The organism is Streptomyces sp. NPDC058373, assembly GCF_042723275.1.
Classification (GTDB): domain Bacteria; phylum Actinomycetota; class Actinomycetes; order Streptomycetales; family Streptomycetaceae; genus Streptomyces.
The window spans coordinates 119,352-139,197 of sequence record NZ_JBHXJE010000008.1; the positions used below are offsets into that span (position 1 = coordinate 119,352).

General features: G+C 74.8%; 18 protein-coding genes and 1 riboswitch. Of the genes, 14 read left to right on the top strand and 4 right to left on the bottom strand.

Going from position 1 to position 19,846, the window contains the following annotated elements; genetic code table 11:
* Positions 1 to 153 precede the first annotated feature (153 nt).
* A complete protein-coding gene (locus tag ACFWMZ_RS08025; protein ID WP_383200097.1) occupies positions 154 to 1,353 on the top strand; it encodes an ROK family transcriptional regulator in 1,200 nt (399 codons plus the stop codon).
* A gap of 385 nt (positions 1,354 to 1,738) precedes the next feature.
* Here ACFWMZ_RS08025 and ACFWMZ_RS08030 read toward each other — a convergent pair whose 3' ends face one another.
* Entirely contained in the window at positions 1,739 to 2,476 is a 738-nt protein-coding gene (locus ACFWMZ_RS08030) for an SDR family oxidoreductase (RefSeq protein ID WP_383175203.1), read from the bottom strand.
* 117 nt (positions 2,477 to 2,593) lie between these two features.
* Positions 2,594 to 2,724, top strand: a riboswitch (FMN riboswitch).
* Between the two features lie 145 nt (positions 2,725 to 2,869).
* Here ACFWMZ_RS08030 and ribD point away from each other — a divergent pair.
* The 8 genes from ribD to ACFWMZ_RS08070 all read left to right on the top strand — a co-directional run bounded on the left by ribD (position 2,870) and on the right by ACFWMZ_RS08070 (position 8,928).
* Positions 2,870 to 4,006 (top strand): bifunctional diaminohydroxyphosphoribosylaminopyrimidine deaminase/5-amino-6-(5-phosphoribosylamino)uracil reductase RibD, encoded by a 1,137-nt coding sequence (ribD, locus tag ACFWMZ_RS08035; protein ID WP_383175206.1) that lies wholly within the window; start codon positions 2,870 to 2,872, stop codon positions 4,004 to 4,006.
* Positions 4,007 to 4,636: a riboflavin synthase gene (locus tag ACFWMZ_RS08040; protein ID WP_383200101.1), complete on the top strand. Its 630-nt coding sequence runs from the start codon at positions 4,007 to 4,009 to the stop codon at positions 4,634 to 4,636.
* Positions 4,633 to 5,283, top strand: coding sequence for a nicotinamide riboside transporter PnuC (locus ACFWMZ_RS08045; protein WP_383175212.1), 651 nt, complete (start codon positions 4,633 to 4,635; stop codon positions 5,281 to 5,283). Before ACFWMZ_RS08040 ends, ACFWMZ_RS08045 begins: the two co-directional genes overlap by 4 nt.
* Positions 5,280 to 6,593, top strand: coding sequence for a bifunctional 3,4-dihydroxy-2-butanone-4-phosphate synthase/GTP cyclohydrolase II (locus ACFWMZ_RS08050; protein WP_383200104.1), 1,314 nt, complete (start codon positions 5,280 to 5,282; stop codon positions 6,591 to 6,593). The genes ACFWMZ_RS08045 and ACFWMZ_RS08050 overlap by 4 nt, the downstream gene beginning before the upstream one ends.
* 106 nt (positions 6,594 to 6,699) lie before the next feature.
* Positions 6,700 to 7,185: a 6,7-dimethyl-8-ribityllumazine synthase gene (gene ribH, locus ACFWMZ_RS08055; protein ID WP_383175218.1), complete on the top strand. Its 486-nt coding sequence runs from the start codon at positions 6,700 to 6,702 to the stop codon at positions 7,183 to 7,185.
* A 34-nt stretch (positions 7,186 to 7,219) separates the two neighbouring features.
* Entirely contained in the window at positions 7,220 to 7,492 is a 273-nt protein-coding gene (locus tag ACFWMZ_RS08060; RefSeq protein WP_383175221.1) for a phosphoribosyl-ATP diphosphatase, read from the top strand.
* A 73-nt stretch (positions 7,493 to 7,565) separates the two neighbouring features.
* The gene (gene hisG / locus ACFWMZ_RS08065) at positions 7,566 to 8,423 is read left to right on the top strand and encodes an ATP phosphoribosyltransferase (RefSeq protein ID WP_383175224.1); all 858 of its coding nucleotides are present in this window, start codon (positions 7,566 to 7,568) and stop codon (positions 8,421 to 8,423) included.
* 37 nt (positions 8,424 to 8,460) lie between these two features.
* Positions 8,461 to 8,928 carry a PH domain-containing protein gene (locus ACFWMZ_RS08070; protein ID WP_383175227.1) on the top strand — a complete coding sequence of 156 codons (468 nt, stop codon included), beginning with the start codon at positions 8,461 to 8,463 and terminating at the stop codon, positions 8,926 to 8,928.
* Positions 8,929 to 8,960: 32 nt separating this feature from the next.
* Here the strand turns inward: ACFWMZ_RS08070 and ACFWMZ_RS08075 are convergent, their stop codons facing one another.
* Positions 8,961 to 10,832, bottom strand: coding sequence for an AAA family ATPase (locus ACFWMZ_RS08075; RefSeq protein ID WP_383175229.1), 1,872 nt, complete (start codon positions 10,830 to 10,832; stop codon positions 8,961 to 8,963).
* 439 nt (positions 10,833 to 11,271) lie between these two features.
* Positions 11,272 to 11,913 (bottom strand): uridine kinase, encoded by a 642-nt coding sequence (locus ACFWMZ_RS08080; protein ID WP_383200107.1) that lies wholly within the window; start codon positions 11,911 to 11,913, stop codon positions 11,272 to 11,274.
* A 449-nt stretch (positions 11,914 to 12,362) separates the two neighbouring features.
* Between ACFWMZ_RS08080 and ACFWMZ_RS08085 the strand changes: the two genes are divergently transcribed.
* Together ACFWMZ_RS08085 and ACFWMZ_RS08090 are read left to right on the top strand one after the other, a co-directional pair.
* Positions 12,363 to 13,724 carry a peptidase C39 family protein gene (locus tag ACFWMZ_RS08085; RefSeq protein WP_383200109.1) on the top strand — a complete coding sequence of 454 codons (1,362 nt, stop codon included), beginning with the start codon at positions 12,363 to 12,365 and terminating at the stop codon, positions 13,722 to 13,724.
* Positions 13,725 to 14,103: 379 nt separating this feature from the next.
* Positions 14,104 to 15,276 carry an acyl-CoA dehydrogenase family protein gene (locus tag ACFWMZ_RS08090; protein ID WP_383175238.1) on the top strand — a complete coding sequence of 391 codons (1,173 nt, stop codon included), beginning with the start codon at positions 14,104 to 14,106 and terminating at the stop codon, positions 15,274 to 15,276.
* Between the two features lie 339 nt (positions 15,277 to 15,615).
* On the opposite strand, the gene ACFWMZ_RS08095 is transcribed toward ACFWMZ_RS08090, so the two are convergent.
* Complete coding sequence (locus ACFWMZ_RS08095) at positions 15,616 to 16,032, bottom strand: hypothetical protein (protein WP_383200112.1); 417 nt, start codon at positions 16,030 to 16,032, stop codon at positions 15,616 to 15,618.
* A 296-nt stretch (positions 16,033 to 16,328) separates the two neighbouring features.
* Between ACFWMZ_RS08095 and ACFWMZ_RS08100 the strand changes: the two genes are divergently transcribed.
* The 3 genes from ACFWMZ_RS08100 to ACFWMZ_RS08110 all read left to right on the top strand — a co-directional run bounded on the left by ACFWMZ_RS08100 (position 16,329) and on the right by ACFWMZ_RS08110 (position 19,811).
* Complete coding sequence (locus tag ACFWMZ_RS08100) at positions 16,329 to 16,769, top strand: Lrp/AsnC family transcriptional regulator (RefSeq protein ID WP_008407389.1); 441 nt, start codon at positions 16,329 to 16,331, stop codon at positions 16,767 to 16,769.
* A gap of 71 nt (positions 16,770 to 16,840) precedes the next feature.
* The gene (locus ACFWMZ_RS08105; protein WP_383175245.1) at positions 16,841 to 18,493 is read left to right on the top strand and encodes an amidohydrolase; all 1,653 of its coding nucleotides are present in this window, start codon (positions 16,841 to 16,843) and stop codon (positions 18,491 to 18,493) included.
* A 529-nt stretch (positions 18,494 to 19,022) separates the two neighbouring features.
* On the top strand, positions 19,023 to 19,811 hold the full coding sequence (locus ACFWMZ_RS08110; protein ID WP_383200116.1) for a polyprenol monophosphomannose synthase: 789 nt from the start codon (positions 19,023 to 19,025) through the stop codon (positions 19,809 to 19,811).
* The last annotated feature ends 35 nt before the right edge of the window (positions 19,812 to 19,846 follow it).

The window sequence follows — 19,846 nt, forward strand, 5'->3', positions numbered from 1 at the left end:
CGTCGCCCCGTCCGTCAACCCCCTGCAGCAGTACGGGAGACGGGCAGCGCCGACCGCGGCACGGGCCCGCCCGGACGGCCGGGTTGCCATGCCGGGCGGTAAACTATCAGGGACCCTTCCTGATAGATATCTGCTTTCTGGAAGGATCGCGGTATGCCCGCCTCACCGCGCACCGCCCGGGTCATCAACGACCGGCTCGCCCTCGACCACCTCCTGCGCGAGGGCCCGCTCACCGCGACCCGACTCAAGGAGCTGACCGGCCTCTCCCGGCCCACCGTCGCGGACCTGGTCGACCGCCTCACCGACGCCGGACTGATCCGGGTCGTGGGGGAGAGCGGTGCCGACCGGCGCGGACCCAACGCCCGCCTCTACGGCCTGGTCGCCGAGCGGGCCCACCTCGCCGCCCTCGACGTACGGACCAGCGGCCTCGCCCTCGTCGTCACCGACCTGCTCGGCACCCCGCTCGCCGAGGCACGGCTGCCCATCGACGGCGACCTCGGCACCGTGCCCGCCGTGGAACGCGCCGTCAGCCTTCTCGACGCCACCCTGGACGAGGCGGGCGTCGACCACCTGCACAGCCTCTGCGTCGGCGCGCCCGGCCTGGTCGACCCCGCCACCGGCGAACTGCGCGACTCCAGCGGGCTGCCGGGCTGGCACCGCCGCCTGGTCCGGGCCCTCCAGGGCCACCGCACCGCCCGCGTTCTGGTCGAGAACGAGACCAACCTCGCCGCCGTCGCCGAACGCCGCCACGGCGCGGCCCAGGACCACGACACCTTCGTGCTGCTCTGGCTCGGCCATGCCGTCGGCGCGGCCGTGGTCCTCGACGGCGTCCTGCGACGCGGCGCCGGGGGAGGCGCCGGGGAGCTCGGCTTCCTCCCCGTCCCGCAGACCTCCTCACTCCCCTCCGCCACCGACTGCGGCGGCGGCTTCCACTCCCTGGCCGGCTCCGCCGCCGTCCACGACCTGGCCCGCCGTCACGGCCTGCCCGTCGGCCGTCCGGCCGACGAGGCCGACGGCCGCGAGGAACCCGCCTCCGCCACCGCCGTGCGAGCCGCCTTCGACGCGGGCGCCGCCGGAGAGGCCTTCCTGGACGCCCTGGCCGACCGCATCGCCCTGGGCGCCGCCGCCGTCGCCGCCGTCCTCGACCCCGGTTGCGTCGTCCTCGCGGGCGAAACCGGCGAAGCGGGCGGCGAACCCCTCGCCTCCCGTGTAGGCAAACGCCTGGCCGCCCTCTCCCCCCTACGCACCGACGTCCGCGCCAGCCACCTCGGCGGCGGAGCAGTCCTCGCCGGAGCCCTGCTCACCGCCCAGGAAGGCGCAAGAGACGCCCTCTTCTCGACAGGCCAGGCATAGAGGCCACGCCAGTCCCTGTCGCCACGGACCACCCACCGGCCACACCCATGGAACGAAACCATGCTGGGTGACGGCCTGGCCCGCGCCGCCCGGCGGACGAACCGCGAACCCCCAAGCGCGGCCGGCGCTTGAGGCCGTCTTGGACCGGCACGCTCAAGACGAACCGCACCCACCCCAGAGCCCGGCCGGCGTCCACTGCCGGTCAGCGACCGCCACGGCAAGGCGATCCGTACCCACCCCGAGCCCGGCCGGCGCTTGAGGCCAGTCAGTGACCGGCACGGTCAAGACGGACAGGACGCCCACGACGGCCCGGCCGGCGCTTGAGGCCAATCAGCGACCGCACCCCCGGGCGGCACCGAGCCAGGCCCACCCCGAGGCGCCGGCCTCAAGCCCCCTGCTCGGCCAGGAACTCCTCAAAGGTCACCGTCCCCACAGCCCCACCGGGAGCCAGATGCCCCCCACCCCGAAACGCCCGATAGGTCCGCCCGACCAGGGGCACCCCCACCATCCGCCGCCCCTTGCCGGAGGCAGCCGCCCAGGCCTCGGCCAGCGACGGCAGATCCCGCACCTCAGGCCCGCCCATGTCCGGCACCCGCCCCGCCGGAGCCCCGAGCGCCAGCTCGGCGAGCCGGCCCGCCACCTCCTCCACCGCGACCGGCTGGTCCTGGAGCCCCTTCGGCAGAGGCATCACCGGCAGCCGCCCCAGCGCCCGCAGCACCGACCGCACCAGGTGGTGGAACTGGGTGGCCCGCAGCACCGTCCACCCCAGCCCCGAGTCCTCGACCAACCGCTCGACCTGGTGCTTCACGCGGTAGTACGGGTACGGGACCTGGTCCACCCCGACGATCGAGATGTACACCAGGTGCTCCACCCCCGCCCGGCGCGCGGCCGCCAGCAGGTTCCCGGCCGCCTCCAGGTCGCCGCCCATGGGGGAGGAGGCGCAGTGCACCACGGTCCCCACCCCGGCCAGCGCCGCGTCCAGCCCCTCGCCCTTGCGCAGGTCGACCGGATGGTGCGGATCGCGCCGGCTCAGCACCCGTACGTCCTGACCTTGGTCGCGCAGCCGCGCCACCAAGGGGCGCCCCAGGGTTCCCGTCCCGCCCGTGACCAGAATCGTCGTCATGGTTGCCAGCCTGGCACCACCGGGGACGGCTCGCGCGCCGGTCGCCGCTCCTGTGAGTCGGACCACAGGCGGACGACGCCCCTTGACCGGCGTGGCACACTGATGGGAGTAGTCAAGCAGCGCACTCCGGGGTCGGTGTAATTCCGAACCGGCGGTAACAGTCCGCGACCCGTCCGCATCCAGTGGGCGGTTGACCAGGTGGAATTCCTGGGCCGACGGTGAAAGTCCGGATGGGAGGCAGTGCGCGGCGGGCGAGGACGTGCCGCCGTCGGCCGTTTCCGCGGGAGAACTCCCACGGGACGGTTCCTTCCGGCGTCGTGCGTGCCGTCGTCCGTGTCGCTGTCGTCATCGACAGGCCCCGGAGTCCGTGCCCGAAGAGGCAGGAGGACCCGGGTGGCCACCCCCCAGGCGAACGAGCGGGAACGCGCCGCCATGCGCCGTGCCCTCGTACTCGCCGCACGCGGTCTCGGCACCACCAGCCCCAACCCCGTCGTCGGCTGCGTCGTCCTCGACGCCCGCGGCGAGCAGGTGGGCGAAGGCTGGCACCGCCAGGCCGGCGGCCCGCACGCCGAGATCCACGCCCTGCGCGAGGCCGGCGACCGCGCCCGCGGCGGCACCGCCGTCGTCACCCTCGAACCCTGCAACCACACCGGCCGCACCGGCCCCTGCGCGCAGGCCCTCCTCGACGCCGGGGTTCGCCGCGTCCTCCACGCCGTCGCCGACCCGGACCCGCAGGCCGAGGGCGGCGCCGCCACCCTGCGCGCCGCGGGCGTCGAGACCGTCGCGGGGCTCCTCGCCGAGGAGGCCGAGCAGGTCAACGCCGCCTGGCTCACCTCGGTGCGGCGCGGCCGCCCGCACGTCACCTGGAAGTACGCGGCCACCCTCGACGGCCGCACCGCCGCCGCCGACGGCACCAGCCGCTGGATCACCTCCGCCGAGGCCCGCGCCGACGTCCACCGGCTGCGCGCCGAGGCCGACGCGGTCCTGGTCGGCTCCGGCACCGCCCGCGCCGACGACCCGCATCTCGCCGCCCGGCTCTCCGCCCCGGCACCGGACGCCCCCGCCCCCGTACAGCCCCTGCGGATCGTCCTGGACAGCGACGCCACCGCCGTACGCCCCGGCGCCCGCGTCCTGGACGGCGCCGCCCCCACCCTGATCGCGGTGGCCGACGACGCCGGCACCCGGCATCTCGAAGGCCATCCCCACGCCGAACTCCTGCGCCTGCCGCGCGCCGACGGCGGGCTCGACCTCACCGCGCTCCTCGCCGCCCTGCACGCCCGCTCCGTCCGCTCCGTCCTGCTGGAGGGCGGGGCGCGCCTCGCCGGGGCCTTCGTCGCCGCCGGGGCCGTCGACCGGGTCGTCGGCTACCTGGCGCCCGCGCTCCTCGGCGCCGGGCCGCAGGCGCTGACCGGCGGCGGAATCACCACCATCGCCGACGCGTTGCGACTCGACATCACCGACGCCCGCCGCATCGGACCCGACCTGCGGATCACCGCCGTCCCCGCCACCCCCCTCACGAAGGAGCACTGAGTGTTCACCGGAATCGTCGAAGAACTCGGGGAAGTCACCGCCGTCGAACACCTCGGTGACGCCGCCCGCTTCCGGCTGCGCGGTCCGGTCGTCACCCAAGGCGCCCGGCACGGCGACTCCATCGCCGTCAACGGCGTCTGCCTGACCGTGGTCGACCACGACACCGACTCCTTCACCGCCGACGTCATGGCCGAGACCCTCACCCGCTCCAGCCTCGGCGCGCTGGCCCCCGGCTCCCGCGTCAACCTCGAACGCCCCACCGCCGTCGGCGGCCGCCTCGGCGGCCACCTCGTCCAGGGCCACGTCGACGGCGTCGGCACCCTCACCGCCCGCGACCCCTCCGAGCACTGGGAACTGGTCACCGTCTCCCTCCCCGCCCACCTCGCGCGGTACGTCGTGGAGAAGGGCTCCATCACGGTGGACGGCGTGAGCCTGACCGTGGTCGAGGCGGGCGAGGCGCACTTCACCATCAGCCTCATCCCGACCACCCTCGCCCTCACCACCCTCGGCCACAAGCAGCCCGGCGACCCGGTCAACCTGGAGGTCGACGTCATCGCCAAGTACGTCGAGCGGATGCTCGGCCACCGCGCCGCCCCCGCCCCCACCGCGTCCGGGGAGGAGGCCCGGTGAGCGCCTTCGACTGGCTCAACACCGAGGCGTTCACCGCCTTCGGCCAGCACGTCATCTGGTCCGACATGGTCGGTAACACCGTCGGCCTGGCCGCCCTCGCCCTCGGCTGGCGCCGCTCCATATGGACCTGGCCCGCCCAGTTCCTCTCCGGCCTGATCCTCGTCGGCGCCTACGCCTCGGCCCAGCTCAGCGGCGGCGTCGGCAAGCAGCTCCTGGTCATCGGCGTCGCCCTGTGGGGCTGGCGGCAGTGGACCCGGGGCAGGCAGCAGGCCCAGGACGGCTCCATCGCGGTCCGCTTCGCCACCTGGCGCGAGCGCGGCCTGCTGCTCGCCGGGACGGCCGCCGGGACCCTCGCGGTCGGCCTGCTCTTCACTGCCGTCCCGACCCTCTCCTGGAACCCGTGGCCGGACGCGTACATCTTCGTCGGCACCCTCGCCGCGATGGTCGCCCAGGCCCGCGGACTGGTCGAGTTCTGGTTCGCCTGGCTCCTCGTCGACATCGTCGGCGTCCCCCTCGCCTTCAGCAGCGGCCTGGCCTTCTCCGGCCTGGTCTACGTGATCTACCTCGCCCTCGTCCTGTGGGGCATGCGCGACTGGTGGCAGCGCTCCCGCGCCACCGCCGCCGCGCTGGAAGGAGCACCGGCATGAGTGCTGGCCACGACAGCCACAACCCCGCCGGCCTCGCCGGGACCGGCGAAAAGCGGCTCCTCCTCGACCCGGTCGAGCAGGCCGTCGCCGACATCGCCGCCGGACGGCCCGTCGTCGTGGTGGACGACGAGGATCGCGAGAACGAGGGCGACCTGGTCATCGCCGCCGAGAAGGCCACCCCCGAGGTCGTCGCCTTCATGATGAGCGAGTGCCGCGGGCTGATCTGCGCGCCCCTGGAGGGCCCGGACCTGGACCGCCTCGACCTGCCCCAGATGGTCGCGGCCAACACCGAGTCCATGCAGACCGCCTTCACCGTCTCGGTCGACGGCGGCGCCGCCCACGGCGTCACCACCGGCATCTCCGCCGCCGACCGCGCCACCACCTTGCGGCTGCTCGCCCACACCGCGACCGCCCCCGGCGACCTGGTCCGCCCCGGCCACGTCTTCCCGCTGCGTGCCAAGCCCGGCGGCGTCCTGGTCCGGCCCGGCCACACCGAGGCCGCCGTCGACCTGGCCCGGCTCGCCGGACTGCGTCCCGCCGGGGCCATCGTGGAGATCGCGGGCGAGGACGGCACCATGCTGCGCCTGCCCGAGCTGATCCCCTTCGCCCGCAAGCACGGCCTGTCGATCATCTCCATCGAGGACCTGATCGCCTACCGGCGCAGCAGCGAGCCGACCGTCCGCCGCGAGGCCACCGTCCGCCTGCCCACCGCCTCGGGGGACTTCACCGCCTACGGTTTCCGCTCGACGGTGGACGGCGTCGAACACGTCGCCCTCGTCCACGGCGACCTCGGCGACGGCGAGGACATCCTGGTCCGGCTCCACTCCGAGTGCCTGACCGGCGACATCTTCCACTCGCTGCGCTGCGACTGCGGCCCCCAGCTCCAGAAGTCCATGGACCGCGTGGTCGAGGACGGCCGGGGTGTCGTCGTCTACCTCCGCGGCCACGAGGGACGCGGCATCGGCCTGCTCTCCAAGCTCCGCGCCTACGAACTGCAGGAACTCGGCCGCGACACCCTGGACGCCAACACCGAGCTGGGCCTGCCCGCCGACGCCCGCGACTACGCGGCCGGCGCGCAGATCCTCACCGACCTCGGCGTGCGCAGCCTGCGCCTGCTCACCAACAACCCGGACAAGTCGGCCGCGCTGATCCGGCACGGCCTGCGGGTCACCGGCCGCGAACCGCTGCCGGTGCAGGCGGGCGAGCACAACCTGCGCTACCTGCGCACCAAGCGCGACCGGATGGGCCACGACCTGCCGTGGCTCGAAGGCCGCCCGCCGGCCCCCACCGGCTCCTGCGGCAACCAGTGACCGGGCGGGCCCTCCCGGAGCGGCCCGCACGGCACCCCGTGCACCCAGCGCACGTACCCCCAGACACCCACCACGATCCATCCACTGCGACCGCGAGGAGAAGCGAGTGAGCGGCAAGGGCGCCCCTGAACTGAGTGTGAAGAACTGCCAGGACCTGCGGGTCGCGGTGATCGCCGCCCAGTGGCACGAGCAGGTCATGGACGGCCTGGTCGACGGCGCCCTGCGCGCCCTGGGCGAGCTGGGCATCAGCGAGCCCACCCTGCTGAGGGTCCCCGGCAGCTTCGAACTCCCCGTCGTCGCCAAGGTGCTGGCCTCCCGCGGGTACGACGCGATCGTCGCCCTCGGTGTCGTCATCCGCGGCGGCACGCCCCACTTCGAGTACGTGTGCCAGGGGGTCACGCAGGGCCTCACCCAGGTCTCCGTCGACACCGGCGTCCCCGTCGGCTTCGGCGTGCTCACCTGCGACACCGAGGAGCAGGCGCTGGACCGGGCGGGCATCGCGGGCTCCCACGAGGACAAGGGGCACGAGGCCGTCACCGCCGCCGTGGCCACCGCCGCCGCGCTGCGGACCGTCGCCGAACCCTGGCGCTGACCGCTCCCGGGGACCGCGTAGGGTGGGGCACACCATGTCCAAGAAGACGTTCGAGGAGCTCTTCACCGAGCTCCAGCAGAAGGCCGCGCACGGCGACCCCAGCACCTCCCGCACCGCCGAACTGGTGGACAAGGGCGTGCATGCCATCGGCAAGAAGGTCGTCGAAGAGGCCGCCGAGGTGTGGATGGCCGCCGAGTACGAGGGCAAGGAAGCCGCCGCCGAGGAGATCTCCCAGCTCCTGTACCACGTACAGGTGATGATGGTCGCCCGCGGCATCTCCCTCGACGACGTGTATGCCCACCTCTGAGCGCCCCACCCCGCGCCCCCCGGCACCACCCCCACTCCCGTACCGCACTTTCCTGCACGAAGGGTCCGACCTCATGCTGCGCATCGCCGTCCCCAACAAGGGTTCCCTCTCCGGACCTGCGTCGGCGATCCTCCATGAGGCCGGCTACCAGCAGCGCAAGGAGTCCAAGGAACTCGTCCTGGTCGACCCGGTCAACGAGGTCGAGTTCTTCTACCTGCGCCCCCGCGACATCGCCATCTACGTGAGCGCCGGCCGCCTCGACATCGGCATCACCGGCCGCGACCTGCTGGTGGACTCCGGCGCCGACGCGGAGGAGATCCTCCCGCTCGGCTTCGCCCGCTCCACCTTCCGCTTCGCCGCCCGGCCCGGCACCGCCGAGTCCGCCGACGACCTCAAGGGGCGCACCGTCGCCACCTCCTACGAGGGCATCGTCGCGCGCCACCTGGCGGAGCGCGGGGTCGACGCCTCCGTCGTCCACCTCGACGGCGCCGTGGAGACCGCCATCGAGCTCGGCGTGGCCCAGGTCATCGCCGACGTGGTGGAGACCGGCACCTCCCTGCGCAACGCCGGTCTCGAGGTCTTCGGCGAGCCGATCATGCACTCCGAGGCGGTCGTCATCCGCCGCACCGGCGCCGGCGCCGAGGACGCCGCCGAGTCCAAGGTGCAGCAGTTCCTCCGCCGCCTCCAGGGCGTCCTGGTCGCCCGGGCCTACGTGATGATGGACTACGACTGCCGCGCCGAGCACCTGGAGCAGGCAGTCGCCCTCACCCCCGGCCTGGAGTCGCCCACCGTCTCCCCGCTGCACAACGAGGGCTGGGTCGCGGTCCGCGCCATGGTCCCCGCCAAGGACGCGCAGCGGATCATGGACGACCTGTACGAGCTGGGCGCACGCGCCATCCTCACCACCGCCATCCACGCCTGCCGGCTCTGAGAAGCGCCCCGGCACCACGGATCCCCGGAGCCAGCCCATGAGCACCGAGAACGGCATCCCAGAACTCCCCGCCCTGCCGGTCGCCTTCCGGCCGGCCCGGACCCGGGCGGTGCTGGTCGCCGCCGCCGTCGCGCTGTTCGTCGTGGTCAGCGCCGTCGCGCTGCTCCTGGACAGCCTCAGCCCCGCCGAGAAGACCAGCTTCGTCTTCACCGCCGTCCTGCTCGCGGGCATCCTCGTCCTGCTGGCCAGGCCCCGCGTGCGGGCCGACGAGGAGGGGCTGACCGTCGTCAACATCACCCGGGTCCGGCGGCTGGCCTGGGCGGAGATCGTCCGGGTCAACCTCCGCACCGGTGACGCCTGGGTCTTCCTCGACCTGAGCGACGGCACCAGCCTGCCCGTCCTCGGCATCCAGCCGGGCAACGGCCGCGCCGCCGCCGTCCGCGACGCCCGCGTCCTGCGGGCCCTGGTGGACCGGCACGCCGGCGAGCCGCCCCCCGGCGGCTGAGCCCGCCCCCAGCCCCGCAGCCCGCCGTCGCCTCAGAGCGGCGGCGGGTTCTGCGGTCCCCGCCCCGACAGCACCTCGCCGTACGCCTGCATCAGGTCGGGCAGCCGCAGGGTGGCCAGGTCCTCACGGCCGGGCGCGTGCGGGAAGGCGGTCAGCCGCAGATCCCGGTAGGCGCAGCTCTTCTCGTACAGGGTGCGCAGGAAGCGGCCGTTGCCCAGCTCGTCGATCCAGCCCTGCTCGACCACGTGCCCGCTGATGGAGCGCAGCTCCTCCAGCGCCTCCTCGTCCCAGCCGTCGCCGTTCTCCGCCGCCAGCACCCCGCCGATCGCGGTCAGTTCGGCGGGCCGGTACGAGGGGAAGTCGACCCGGGTGGTGAAGCGCGACCCCAGCCCCGGGTTGGCGGTCAGTAGTTGGTCCATGCCCTCCGGGTATCCGGCCAGGATCACCACGAGGCGGTCCCGGTTGTCCTCGGCCCGCTTCAGCAGCACCTGGAGCGCCTCGTCCCCGTAGGCGTCGCCGCGGCCGTAGGCGCCGTTGGAGAGGCTGTACGCCTCGTCCACGAAGAGGACCCCGCCGAGCGCCGAGTCGATCAGCTCGTTGGCCTTCACGGCGGTCTGGCCCAGGTACTCGCCGACCAGGTCGGAACGCTGGGCCTCCACCAGGTGGTCGCCGCCGAGCAGCCCCAGCGCGTAGAAGACCCGGCCCAGGATGCGGGCCACCGTGGTCTTGCCGGTGCCGGAGGGCCCGGAGAAGACGAAATGGCGCTTGGGCGGCCGTACGGGCAGCCCCTGGCCGGCCCGCAGCCGCGCCATGTTGAGCTGCGCCGACAAGGCCTTGACCTGGCGTTTCACCGGCTCCAGCCCCACCATCCGCTCCAGCTCGGCGAGCGCCTGCTCCAGCGCCACCGGGTCGGCCGAGCCGGTCGGCAGCCATGTACCGCCCGCCCGCCGGGAGGAGGCCGCCTTCTCGCGCGCGGCGTCCGGCGGGACGGGCACGGCCACCTGGTCCGGGGCCGTCTCCGTCCGCAGCTCGCGGCCGCCCGGGTCGGTGCCGAACCCCGGCTCCGCCTGCTCGGGCGCCTCCGCGCCCTGCGCCACGGCCACCGTGGAGAGGTCGACCGCGTCGGCCAGGTCGGCGAACCCGTCCCCCTCGGTGATGGCCGCCAGCCGGGCCGCGGTGTCCATGAAGGCAGGGTCCACCCGGTGCACCGCCCGGTAGAGCGGCAGCGCCGCCGCCGACCGGCCGGTGCCCTCGTGGGCGCGGGCCAGCCAGTACCGCAGCTCCTTGCGCTGCGGCTGCTCGCTGCGACAGCGCATCAGCGCCGCCGAGAGCAGCGGTTCGGCGTGCCCGAACATCTCCAGCCGCACCCGGGCCATGCCGCCGAAGAGGCCCGACTCGATGCCCAGCAGCGGATCGTCGCGCAGCGGGTCGGTGTGCCGGACCAGCTGCTCCCAGTCCTTGACCAGGTAGGCGCGGCAGGCGTGCAGGAAGCGCACCTGGGGGTCGGTCTCGACCGGCGGCAGCCCCGCCAGCGCCCGGTCCAGCTCCGGCACGTGGCGCCCGTCCAGCCAGTGCGAGGCGTGCGCGAGCAGCAGGTCCCGGCTGCTCTCCAGCACGGGCTGGACCCACCAGCCGAGCCAGTACCAGGAGTTGAGGGTGCGCCGGTGCCGCGCGCGCTGTTCGCCGAAGCGGTCGCGGTGCTCGTACATGTGCAGCAGCGCGGTGGTGGTGTCGACGCGCAGGGCATGCAGCCCCAGCCACCCGTCGGCCATCCGGGGGTCCAGCCGGACCGCTTCCCGGAACTCCTCCTCGGCCTGCGGATACGCGCCCATCGTGTAGGCGTCGACCCCCCGCAGCCAGGCGAGGTCGGCCGGGGCCCGAGAGCCCTGCGTGCCGAAGTCCATCACGTCCCCCACAAACTGCCCCCTGGTGTCCCGCCGGGCCTCCGGCGGACGACCGCTCCTCCAGTCAACCGCCTTGCCTTGCACGGTCGTTGCCCGCTGGACGGCGAGCCGTCCGAGGTCGCACCGAGGGGCATCGTACCTGTGGGAGGGGGGTGGCCGAAGGGGACAGGGCCGCCCCGCGGACGTGTGCCGGGAGGGAATGCGCGGGGCGCCTGGTGACCGTGGGTGAGCGGTCGGGTGCGCAAAGCGGCACGAACCGGCGGGGCGGGCAGAACGAAGCCCCCGGTCACGGGGGAACAACCGGGGGCTTCGTGTCAGGGGAGCGGTCCCGCTCGGACCGCTCCCGCAGAACGTATGACCTGTACGGGGCCCCGGTCAAGCGGCTGCGGGGCCGGGCTGACGGGCCCTCAGTCAAGATCGGCACAGCGCCGACGGCCCGTCACCTACCGTCACCCAAAGCGGCGTTGGCGCCGTCGCGACCAGGTCCGGAAAGAAGTGCCGGCTCAGTCGTGCCGTGCCGCACCAGCGTGTCGGCGAAGGGCCGTGAGGGGTCCGAGGTGAAGTGGAGCCGCTCGGCCCGGACCCATCCGCGCCAGAAGGCGGCGAGCTCCGGCCCGTCCCGCTCCTCGCCGCGCAGGCGGGCGGTCCGGGCGGGGACGTCCATCCACAGCAGCCGGGCCAGCACCGGCCGCACCGCGCGCCGTCCCGCGCCCACCCCCTCGACCAGTACGACCGGGGCCGCGGGCAGCGGCCGGGGTGCGCCGAAGGCGCGGCGGGGCCAGTCGTAGGGCCGGTAGTGGGCGTCCTCGCCCTTGGCGAGCGGTGCGAGGACCTGCTCGCGCAGCCGGACCGTCCAGGCGAACGGCTCCTCGTGGGTGGCGAGGTCGTCCAGGTGCAGGACGGGCGCCCCGTCGAGCGCCTCGGCCAGCCGCCCGGCGAAGGTGGTCTTGCCCGACCCGGCGTACCCGTCCACGGCGACGAGCCGGACCGGGCCGAGCGAGGGCGGGGCGGCCCGTACTTCCGCGGCGAGACGGGGGAGTGGGCCGGTCGGGCCGGGCTGATCGGCGGGATCCTGTCGCACCGCGCCAGGGTACGGGGGCGGGGTTCCGGGCGGCGGCCCGGGTGGGGAGGCGCGGCCGGACCCGGCGCGGCGGCGACCGGGGCTTCGTCCTGGTCCGGTCGCGGGTGGTCGGGGCGTCCGGCTGCCGCGCGGCAGCCCGGTGGGCGGCACCGGTCCCGGACCGGCGTCCCGTGCGGTGTGGTGGACGGTCCGGCCCGGTGCGGTGGCCCCGGGGCCCCCGCCCCTGCGCGGGCCCCATGGACGGAGCCCGCCCCGCCCCGCCGCCCGGGTGGGCCGCGGTCGCGGGCCCGCGCGGCGTGGCCGTGGCGCCAGTGGTTCAGGCCAATATTGGTCCACCCCTGGCAGCCGGGAACACTGGCAGAAGGGTTGGGGCACCGGCCATAGTGGGCACTTGTCGTGCACCTGCCGTGCCTCTCGTGCTGATCCGACGTCGACTGGGGGACCTTCCCATGACCCGATCCGAACTCCCCCGCAGGGCCCTGCTGACGGCCGCCGCCGCCGTGGCCGCCACCGCGGCCGCCGGTCCCGCCGCCGCCTCCGGCCCGCTGCCGCGCCCCTCGGCCGCCGGACGGCGGGAGCCCGCCACCGTCGACAACCAGTTCTGGAGCACCGCCGCTCAGTGGCGCCAGGGCCGCGCCTCCGGAATCCGCGTCGTCGACGGGTCCCGACCCGGCATCCGCATCGCCGCCCCGGCGGGCGTCGCCGAGTACGCCGACCCGCACACCGGGACCACGGCCCCCTGGGAGTACGCCACCTGGACCTCCCCGCTGCACCGCAGCATGGTCCCCGCCACCGAGCTGATCGCCTCCTGGAACGCCCGCACCCCCGCCGGGACCTGGCTCCAGGTCGAGGCGGAAGGCGTCTACGCGGACGGCGCCCGCACCCCCTGGTACGTCCTCGGCCGCTGGGCCTCGGGCGACCAGGACATCCGGCGGACCTCGGTGGACGACCAGGGCGACGACCGCAGCAGCGTCTGGACCGACACCGTCTCGGTCGACGACGCCGCCTCCGGCACCCGGATCGTCGCGTACCGCCTGCGCCTGACGCTCTACCGCACCCCGGGCAGCGGCGCCACGCCCACCGTCTGGCGGGCCGGAGCCATGGCCTCCGACGTCCCCGACCGCTTCACCGTCCCCGCGACCAGCCCCGGCCGCGGCCACGAACTGGACGTGCCGCGCTACTCGCAGAACACCCACGTCGGCCAGTACCCGGAGTACGACAACGGCGGCGAGGCCTGGTGCAGCCCCACCTCCTCGCAGATGATCATCGAGTACTGGGGCCGCCGCCCCACCGCCGAGGAGCTCGCCTGGGTCAACCCCGACTACGACGACCCCCAGGTCTGCCACGCGGCCCGCTTCACCTACGACTACCAGTACGAGGGCTGCGGCAACTGGCCCTTCAACGCCGCCTACGCCGCCACCTACGACGACCTGCGCGCCGTCGTCACCCGGCTCGGCTCCCTGGCCGACCTGCACCGGCTGGTCGCCGCCGGGATCCCGGTCATCACCTCGCAGTCCTTCCTCGCCGAGGAGCTGACGGGCGCGGGGTACGGCACCTCCGGCCACCTGATGGCCGTCGTCGGCTTCACCGACTCCGGCGACATCGTCGCCAACGACCCCGCCTCCCCGAGCAACGAGGCGGTCCGCCGGGTCTACGACCGCACGGAGTGGTCGAACATCTGGCTGAGGACCAAGCGGTACGCGGCCGACGGCCGGGTCCTCTCCGGCACCGGCGGCGTCTGCTACCTCTACTTCCCGGCCGAGCCGAGCGCCGCCCAGCGCGCCGCGCTCGCCTCCGTCGGCATCCGCTGACGCCGGTCCGCACACCGAAGGGGGCGCGGGCCGCCGGGCCGCGCCCCCAGGGCGTCGCTGTCAGTCGATCGCGTTGATCAGTTCACCGCCGGCGGTGTCCCCGCTCAGTTCCCAGAAGAACGTCCCCGCCAGGCCAATGCGGGGTGATGGCCCCCACGGATGGTCCTGATCGCCGACCCGTGACGCCAGGCCCCCGATCGGGCATACTCAACGCGCCACAGCCGCTGGTCAGGCCCGGTGCGCGCCCCTTGGGGGAGCGGCACAGGGGCCGACGGTCCGCGACCCGGACCGCTGGCCGGCTGGGGCAGCGAGACCGGCGATGGCGCCACACCCCGCGCGCGGACGCCGGCACGCCCTGACACGGAGGAGAGCGCCCGCCATGAACGACCGCGCCCCGCAGGCGGTGGACCGTCAACTGCCCACCGACGAGGCCCGGGACCTGATCTCGCTCGTCCGCGAGATGGTCCGCCGCGACATCGCACCGGCCGTGGCCGACGAGGAGGAGGCAGGCCGCTTCCCCCGCGAGACCTTCACCCGCCTCTCCGAGGCCGGACTGCTCGGACTGCCCTACTCCGTCGAGTACGGCGGGGGGGACCAGCCCTACGAGGTCTACCTCCAGGTGCTGGAGGAGCTGGCCGCCGCCCGGCTCACCGTCGGCCTCGGGGTCAGCGTGCACACCCTCGCCTGCCACGCCCTCGCCGCCTTCGGCACCGACCAGCAGCGCGCCGCCCACCTGCCCGCGATGACCGGAGGTGGCCTCCTCGGCGCCTACGGCCTCTCCGAGCCGGCCGCCGGCTCCGACGCCGCCTCACTGAGGACCCGGGCCCGCCGGGACGGCGACGCGTGGGTGATCGACGGAACCAAGGCGTGGATCACCCACGGCGGGATCGCCGACTTCTACACGGTGATGGCCCGAACCGGCGAGAATGGCCCGCGCGGCATCACCGCCTTCCTCGTCCCGGGCGACGCCGCCGGGCTGAGCGCGGCCGCCCCCGAGCGCAAGATGGGCATGAAGGGCTCACCCACCGCCCAGATACACCTGGACGGGGTCCGCATCGGCGACGACCGCCGCCTCGGCGAGGAGGGGCAGGGCTTCGCCGTCGCGCTGGCCGCGCTCGACTCCGGCCGCCTCGGCATCGCCGCCTGCGCCACCGGCGTGGCCCAGGCCGCGCTGGACGCCGCGCTGGAGTACGCCTCCGGCAGGCGGCAGTTCGGCCGCCCGATCGCCGACTTCCAGGGGCTGCGGTTCCTCCTCGCCGACATGGCCACCCAGGTCGAGGCCGGACGGGCGCTCTACCTCTCGGCGGCGCGGCTGCGCGACGCCGGGCTGCCCTTCTCCCGGCAGGCCGCCATGGCCAAGCTGTTCTGCACGGACGCGGCCATGAAGGTCACCACCGACGCCGTCCAGGTGCTCGGCGGCTACGGCTACACGGCCGACTTCCCCGTCGAGCGGCTGATGCGGGAGGCGAAGGTGCTCCAGATCGTCGAGGGCACCAACCAGATTCAGCGCATGGTCATCGCCCGTCACCTGGCCGGGCCGGAGAGCCGCTGAACCGGAGGACCGGGGCCGCCGCCAGCCGGGACCACTCCGGGTCGCGGCGGCCCGGCAGGGTCCGTCCGTGGCGGGCCCACTGCTGGACCATCGCCCGGTAGATGGGCGGGTCGGCCGCAGGAGGAACCGATTCTTCCGGAGGGGGCGCGGGCACGGAGAGCGCATGCCGACGCCGTCCGCTCGCGGAGGGCGAAGAGGTCATGCCAGGCGAACGCCGCGCCCTGCCAAGGAGTCACGGGTGAGCGGCCGTTCGGGACGGCCCGCCCTCTCCCGCGGGGCCGGGGCGGCGGGCGGGAGCGCCGGGCGGCGCCGGACGCCGCCCGCGAGGACTCCGGCGGCTCAGGCGGCCTGGCCGCGCATCCCGGGCAGGCCCATCGGCCGCGAGCCGGGGCCGCCCACGTGGGAGAACGGCTGGGTCCGCCAGTCCAGCGTCAGCAGCACGGCGGCGTCCTGGGTGTGACGGGCCGTCTCCTCGCCCGCGGGCAGCGCCTCCTCGGCAGGGCGGCCTGTGCCGGAGCAGACGGTGAGCCCGAACGGGTCCCACGGCGTCGCGCACAGGGCGTGCTGGGGGAGCGTCTCCTCGTCGGCGAGGAGGGCGATGGGCTGCGCGCAGTCGGGGCACACGACGCGGAACATCCCGAAGGTCTCGTACGCGTCGAGCTCCTCCTCGGACTCCTCGACCGGGTCGGGCACCAGCTCGACGGCGGGCTGCTGCCTGCTGCGGGCAGCGCGATGGGAACGCTTGGCACTCTGCATGGGATTCTCCCCCTCGGGTGGGCCGACAAGGCGACTGAGGCCTCGGCCACAGCAAGCACTTCCCTGAGAGATCGACGGGTAATCACTTCGCCGCCGAGGACACGGCCAGGCGACTGTGGCGTTGGTCACATGCCCGGCGCGCTCTGGCGTGAACGGCGTACGGTTCGCGCCCCCGTCGGCGCGCGAGCCCCCGCGCGCACTCGGGTGACGCGCCGTAGGCCACCCGTCGAACCCCCTCGTCCGCCCACTGGTCCTCGGCTGCGCACCGCCGCGAGCGCCCTGTAGGTTCTTGCGCCATGGAGGACCTGGACCGTCAGATCGTGCAGTTGCTCGTCGCTGACGGGCGGATGAGCTACACCGACCTGGGCAAGGCCACCGGCCTGTCCACCTCCGCCGTGCACCAGCGGGTGCGCAGGCTGGAGCAGCGCGGGGTGATCCGCGGCTACGCCGCCGTGGTCGACCCCGAGGCGGTGGGGCTGCCGCTGACCGCCTTCATCTCGGTCAAACCCTTCGACCCCAGCGCCCCCGACGACATCGCCGAACGCCTCGCGGGCGTCCCGGAGATCGAGGCCTGCCACAGCGTCGCCGGCGACGAGAACTACATCCTCAAGGTCCGCGTCACCGCCCCCGTCGCCCTGGAGGACCTCCTCTCCCGGGTCCGCTCCCTGGCCGGCGTCTCCACCCGCACCACCGTCGTCCTCTCCACCCCGTACGAGGCGCGTCCGCCGCAGCTCTGACCGCGCCCCCCGGCGCGCGGGAAGGTGCCCCGCGCGCCGGGGCCGCGTCCCGAGGGGCGAGACTGTTCCCCATGAGTGACAGCACCGCCGCGCCCCGCACCGAACCCGCCGCCACCCGCACCGTGCTGCTGCGCGGCGGCGAGGTGCACAGCCCCGCCGACCCGTTCGCCACCGCGATGGTGGTCGAGCGCGGCCAGGTCGCCTGGGTCGGCTCGGAGGGGGCCGCCGACGCGTTCGCCGACGGCGTGGACGAGGTCGTGCACCTGGACGGCGCCCTGGTCACCCCGGCCTTCACCGACGCCCACGTCCACCTCACCAGCACCGGCCTGGCCCGCACCGGCCTCGACCTCTCCGGCACCCGCACCGTCGAGCAGGCCCTCGACCTGGTCCGCGCCCACGCCGAGGCCCGCCCGCACGACCGGGTGCTGCTCGGCCACGGCTGGGACGCCGCCCGCTGGCCCGGCCAGTTCCCGCCCGGTCGCGCCCAGCTGGACGAGGCGGCGGGCGGCCGCCCCCTCTACCTCTCCCGGATCGACGTCCACTCGGCGGTCGTCAGCACCGCCCTCCTCGACCTGGTCCCCGGCATCAGCGACCGCGCCGGGTACCGCCCCGACGCCCCGCTCACCGGCGACGCCCACCACGCCGTACGCGCCGCCGCGCTCGGCGCCGTCACCCCCGTCCAGCGGGCCGAGGCGCAGCGTGCCGCCCTGCGGGAGGCCGCCTCCCTGGGGGTCGGCTCCCTCCACGAGTGCGCCGGGCCCGAGATCAGCGACGAGGACGACCTCACCGGCCTGCTGCGGCTCGCCGCCGAGGAGCCGGGGCCGCGCGTCACCGGCTACTGGGGCGAGCTGGTCACCGGCGCCTCGGGCGTCGAGCGCATCCGCGACCTCGGCGCCCACGGAGCCGCGGGCGACCTCTTCGTCGACGGCGCCCTCGGCTCCCACACCGCCTGCCTGCACGCCCCCTACGCGGACGCCGACCACACCGGCACCGCCCACCTCGACGCCGCCGCCGTCACCGCGCACGTCGTCGCCTGCACCGAGGCAGGGTTCCAGGCCGGGTTCCACGCCATCGGGGACGCCGCGCTCGCCACCGTGGTCGAAGGGGTGCGGGCCGCCGCCGAGAAGACCGGCCTCGCCCGGGTGCGGGCCGCCCGCCACCGCGTCGAGCACGCCGAGATGCTCACCGAGGACACCCTCACCGCCCTCGCCGAGCTCGGCATGACCGCCTCCGTGCAGCCCGCCTTCGACGCCCTGTGGGGCGGCGAGGACGGCATGTACGCCCAGCGGCTCGGCGCCGGACGCGCCCGCACCCTCAATCCCTTCGCCGCGATGCTCCGGAGCGGCATCCCGCTCGCCTTCGGCTCCGACAGCCCCGTCACCCCGGTCGCCCCCTGGGAGGCCGTCCGCGCCGCCGCCTTCCACCACACCCCCGAGCACCGCGTCTCCGTCCGCGCCGCCTTCACCGCCCACACCCGGGGCGGCTGGCGGGCGATCGGCCGCGACGACGCGGGCGTCCTGGTCCCCGGCGCCCCCGCCGACTACGCGCTGTGGCGTACCGAGGAACTCCTGGTCCAGGCCCCGGACGACCGCGTCGCCCGCTGGTCGACCGACCCCCGCTCGGGCACCCCCGGCCTGCCCGACCTCACCCCCGGCGCCGACCTGCCGGTCTGTCTGCGGACCGTGGTCGGCGGCGAGACGGTGTACGTGCGCCCACACGAGTGATCTGGCGGCGCGGCGCGCTTCCCGCCGGGCCGCCGCCCCGCCCGGTCCCTCTCCGGGCGTCCCGCCCCTGACCTGGCCGTTCCCGAAGACGCCCCAGGTCGCACGGGTGTTGACAGAACCGCGAGGCGGGCGGGTAGGTTCGGCCGGGTCCACCACTGGACGCCCGACCGGGGGACCCCCGAACCGTCGCCGTACGCCACTGGGTCAGGGGCGGTACGCCACAGCAGGCGCACCGCCACTGGGAGCCAGGCCCAGCGCCCGCGCACCGGGACGAGGGAAGGTTCCGGCCGGCCGGCGGGTGCGACCCGGGTGGGGCCCGGAGGTTCAGTAGACAACGGTTCTCGGTCGACCCGCAGCCAGCGGATCCCGGGCCGGCCCGAAGGACGCCGGGCCCCCATTCCGTGCCGCTCCCGGCACCGGGGCGAGCCCCCCGCCGCACGCGCGGCACTCCCGGCGGCCGATCCGCCTCCGTCCCCGGGACCACGAGCATTATGGTGGTCCCCTGTGCACGGACAGGTAAGGGGCAAAGGTGAACGACGGCGGCGACAGGGCTTCTGAGGCCCCGCGCGAGGAGTACGGCCCGCTCGGAACCACGCTGGTGATCATTCCGACGTACAACGAGGCCGACAACATCGCGCCCATCGTCGCCCGGGTACGCGAAGCCGTCCCGGAGGCCCACGTACTCGTCGCGGACGACAACAGCCCCGACGGCACCGGGAAGATCGCGGACGAACTCGCCGCCGACGACGAGCAGGTGCACGTCCTGCACCGGGCCGGCAAGGAAGGGCTCGGCGCCGCCTACCTCGCCGGATTCCGCTGGGGACTGGAGCGTGACTTCGGCGTCCTGGTCGAGATGGACGCCGACGGCTCCCACCAGCCCGAGGAACTGCCCCGCCTGCTCACCGCCCTCAAGGGCGCCGACCTCGTCCTCGGCTCCCGCTGGGTGCCCGGCGGCCGGGTCGTCAACTGGCCGCGCAGCCGCCAGCTCCTCTCCCGCGGCGGCAGCACCTACTCGCGGTTCCTGCTGGACGTGCCGCTGCGCGACATCACCGGTGGCTACCGCGCCTTCCGCCGCGAGACGCTGGAGAAGCTGGGCCTGACCGAGGTCGCCTCCCAGGGGTACTGCTTCCAGGTCGACCTCGCCCGCCGCGCCGTCCAGGCCGGATGCTCCGTGGTGGAGGTCCCGATCACCTTCGTCGAGCGCGAACACGGCGACAGCAAGATGAGCCGCGACATCGTCGTGGAGGCCCTCTGGCGCGTCACCGCCTGGGGCGTCGGCGGGCGCGTCAACAAGGCCCTGGGGCGTACGCCCGACTGATCCGGGCGGGGCCGCGCCCCGGTCGTGCGCCGCGG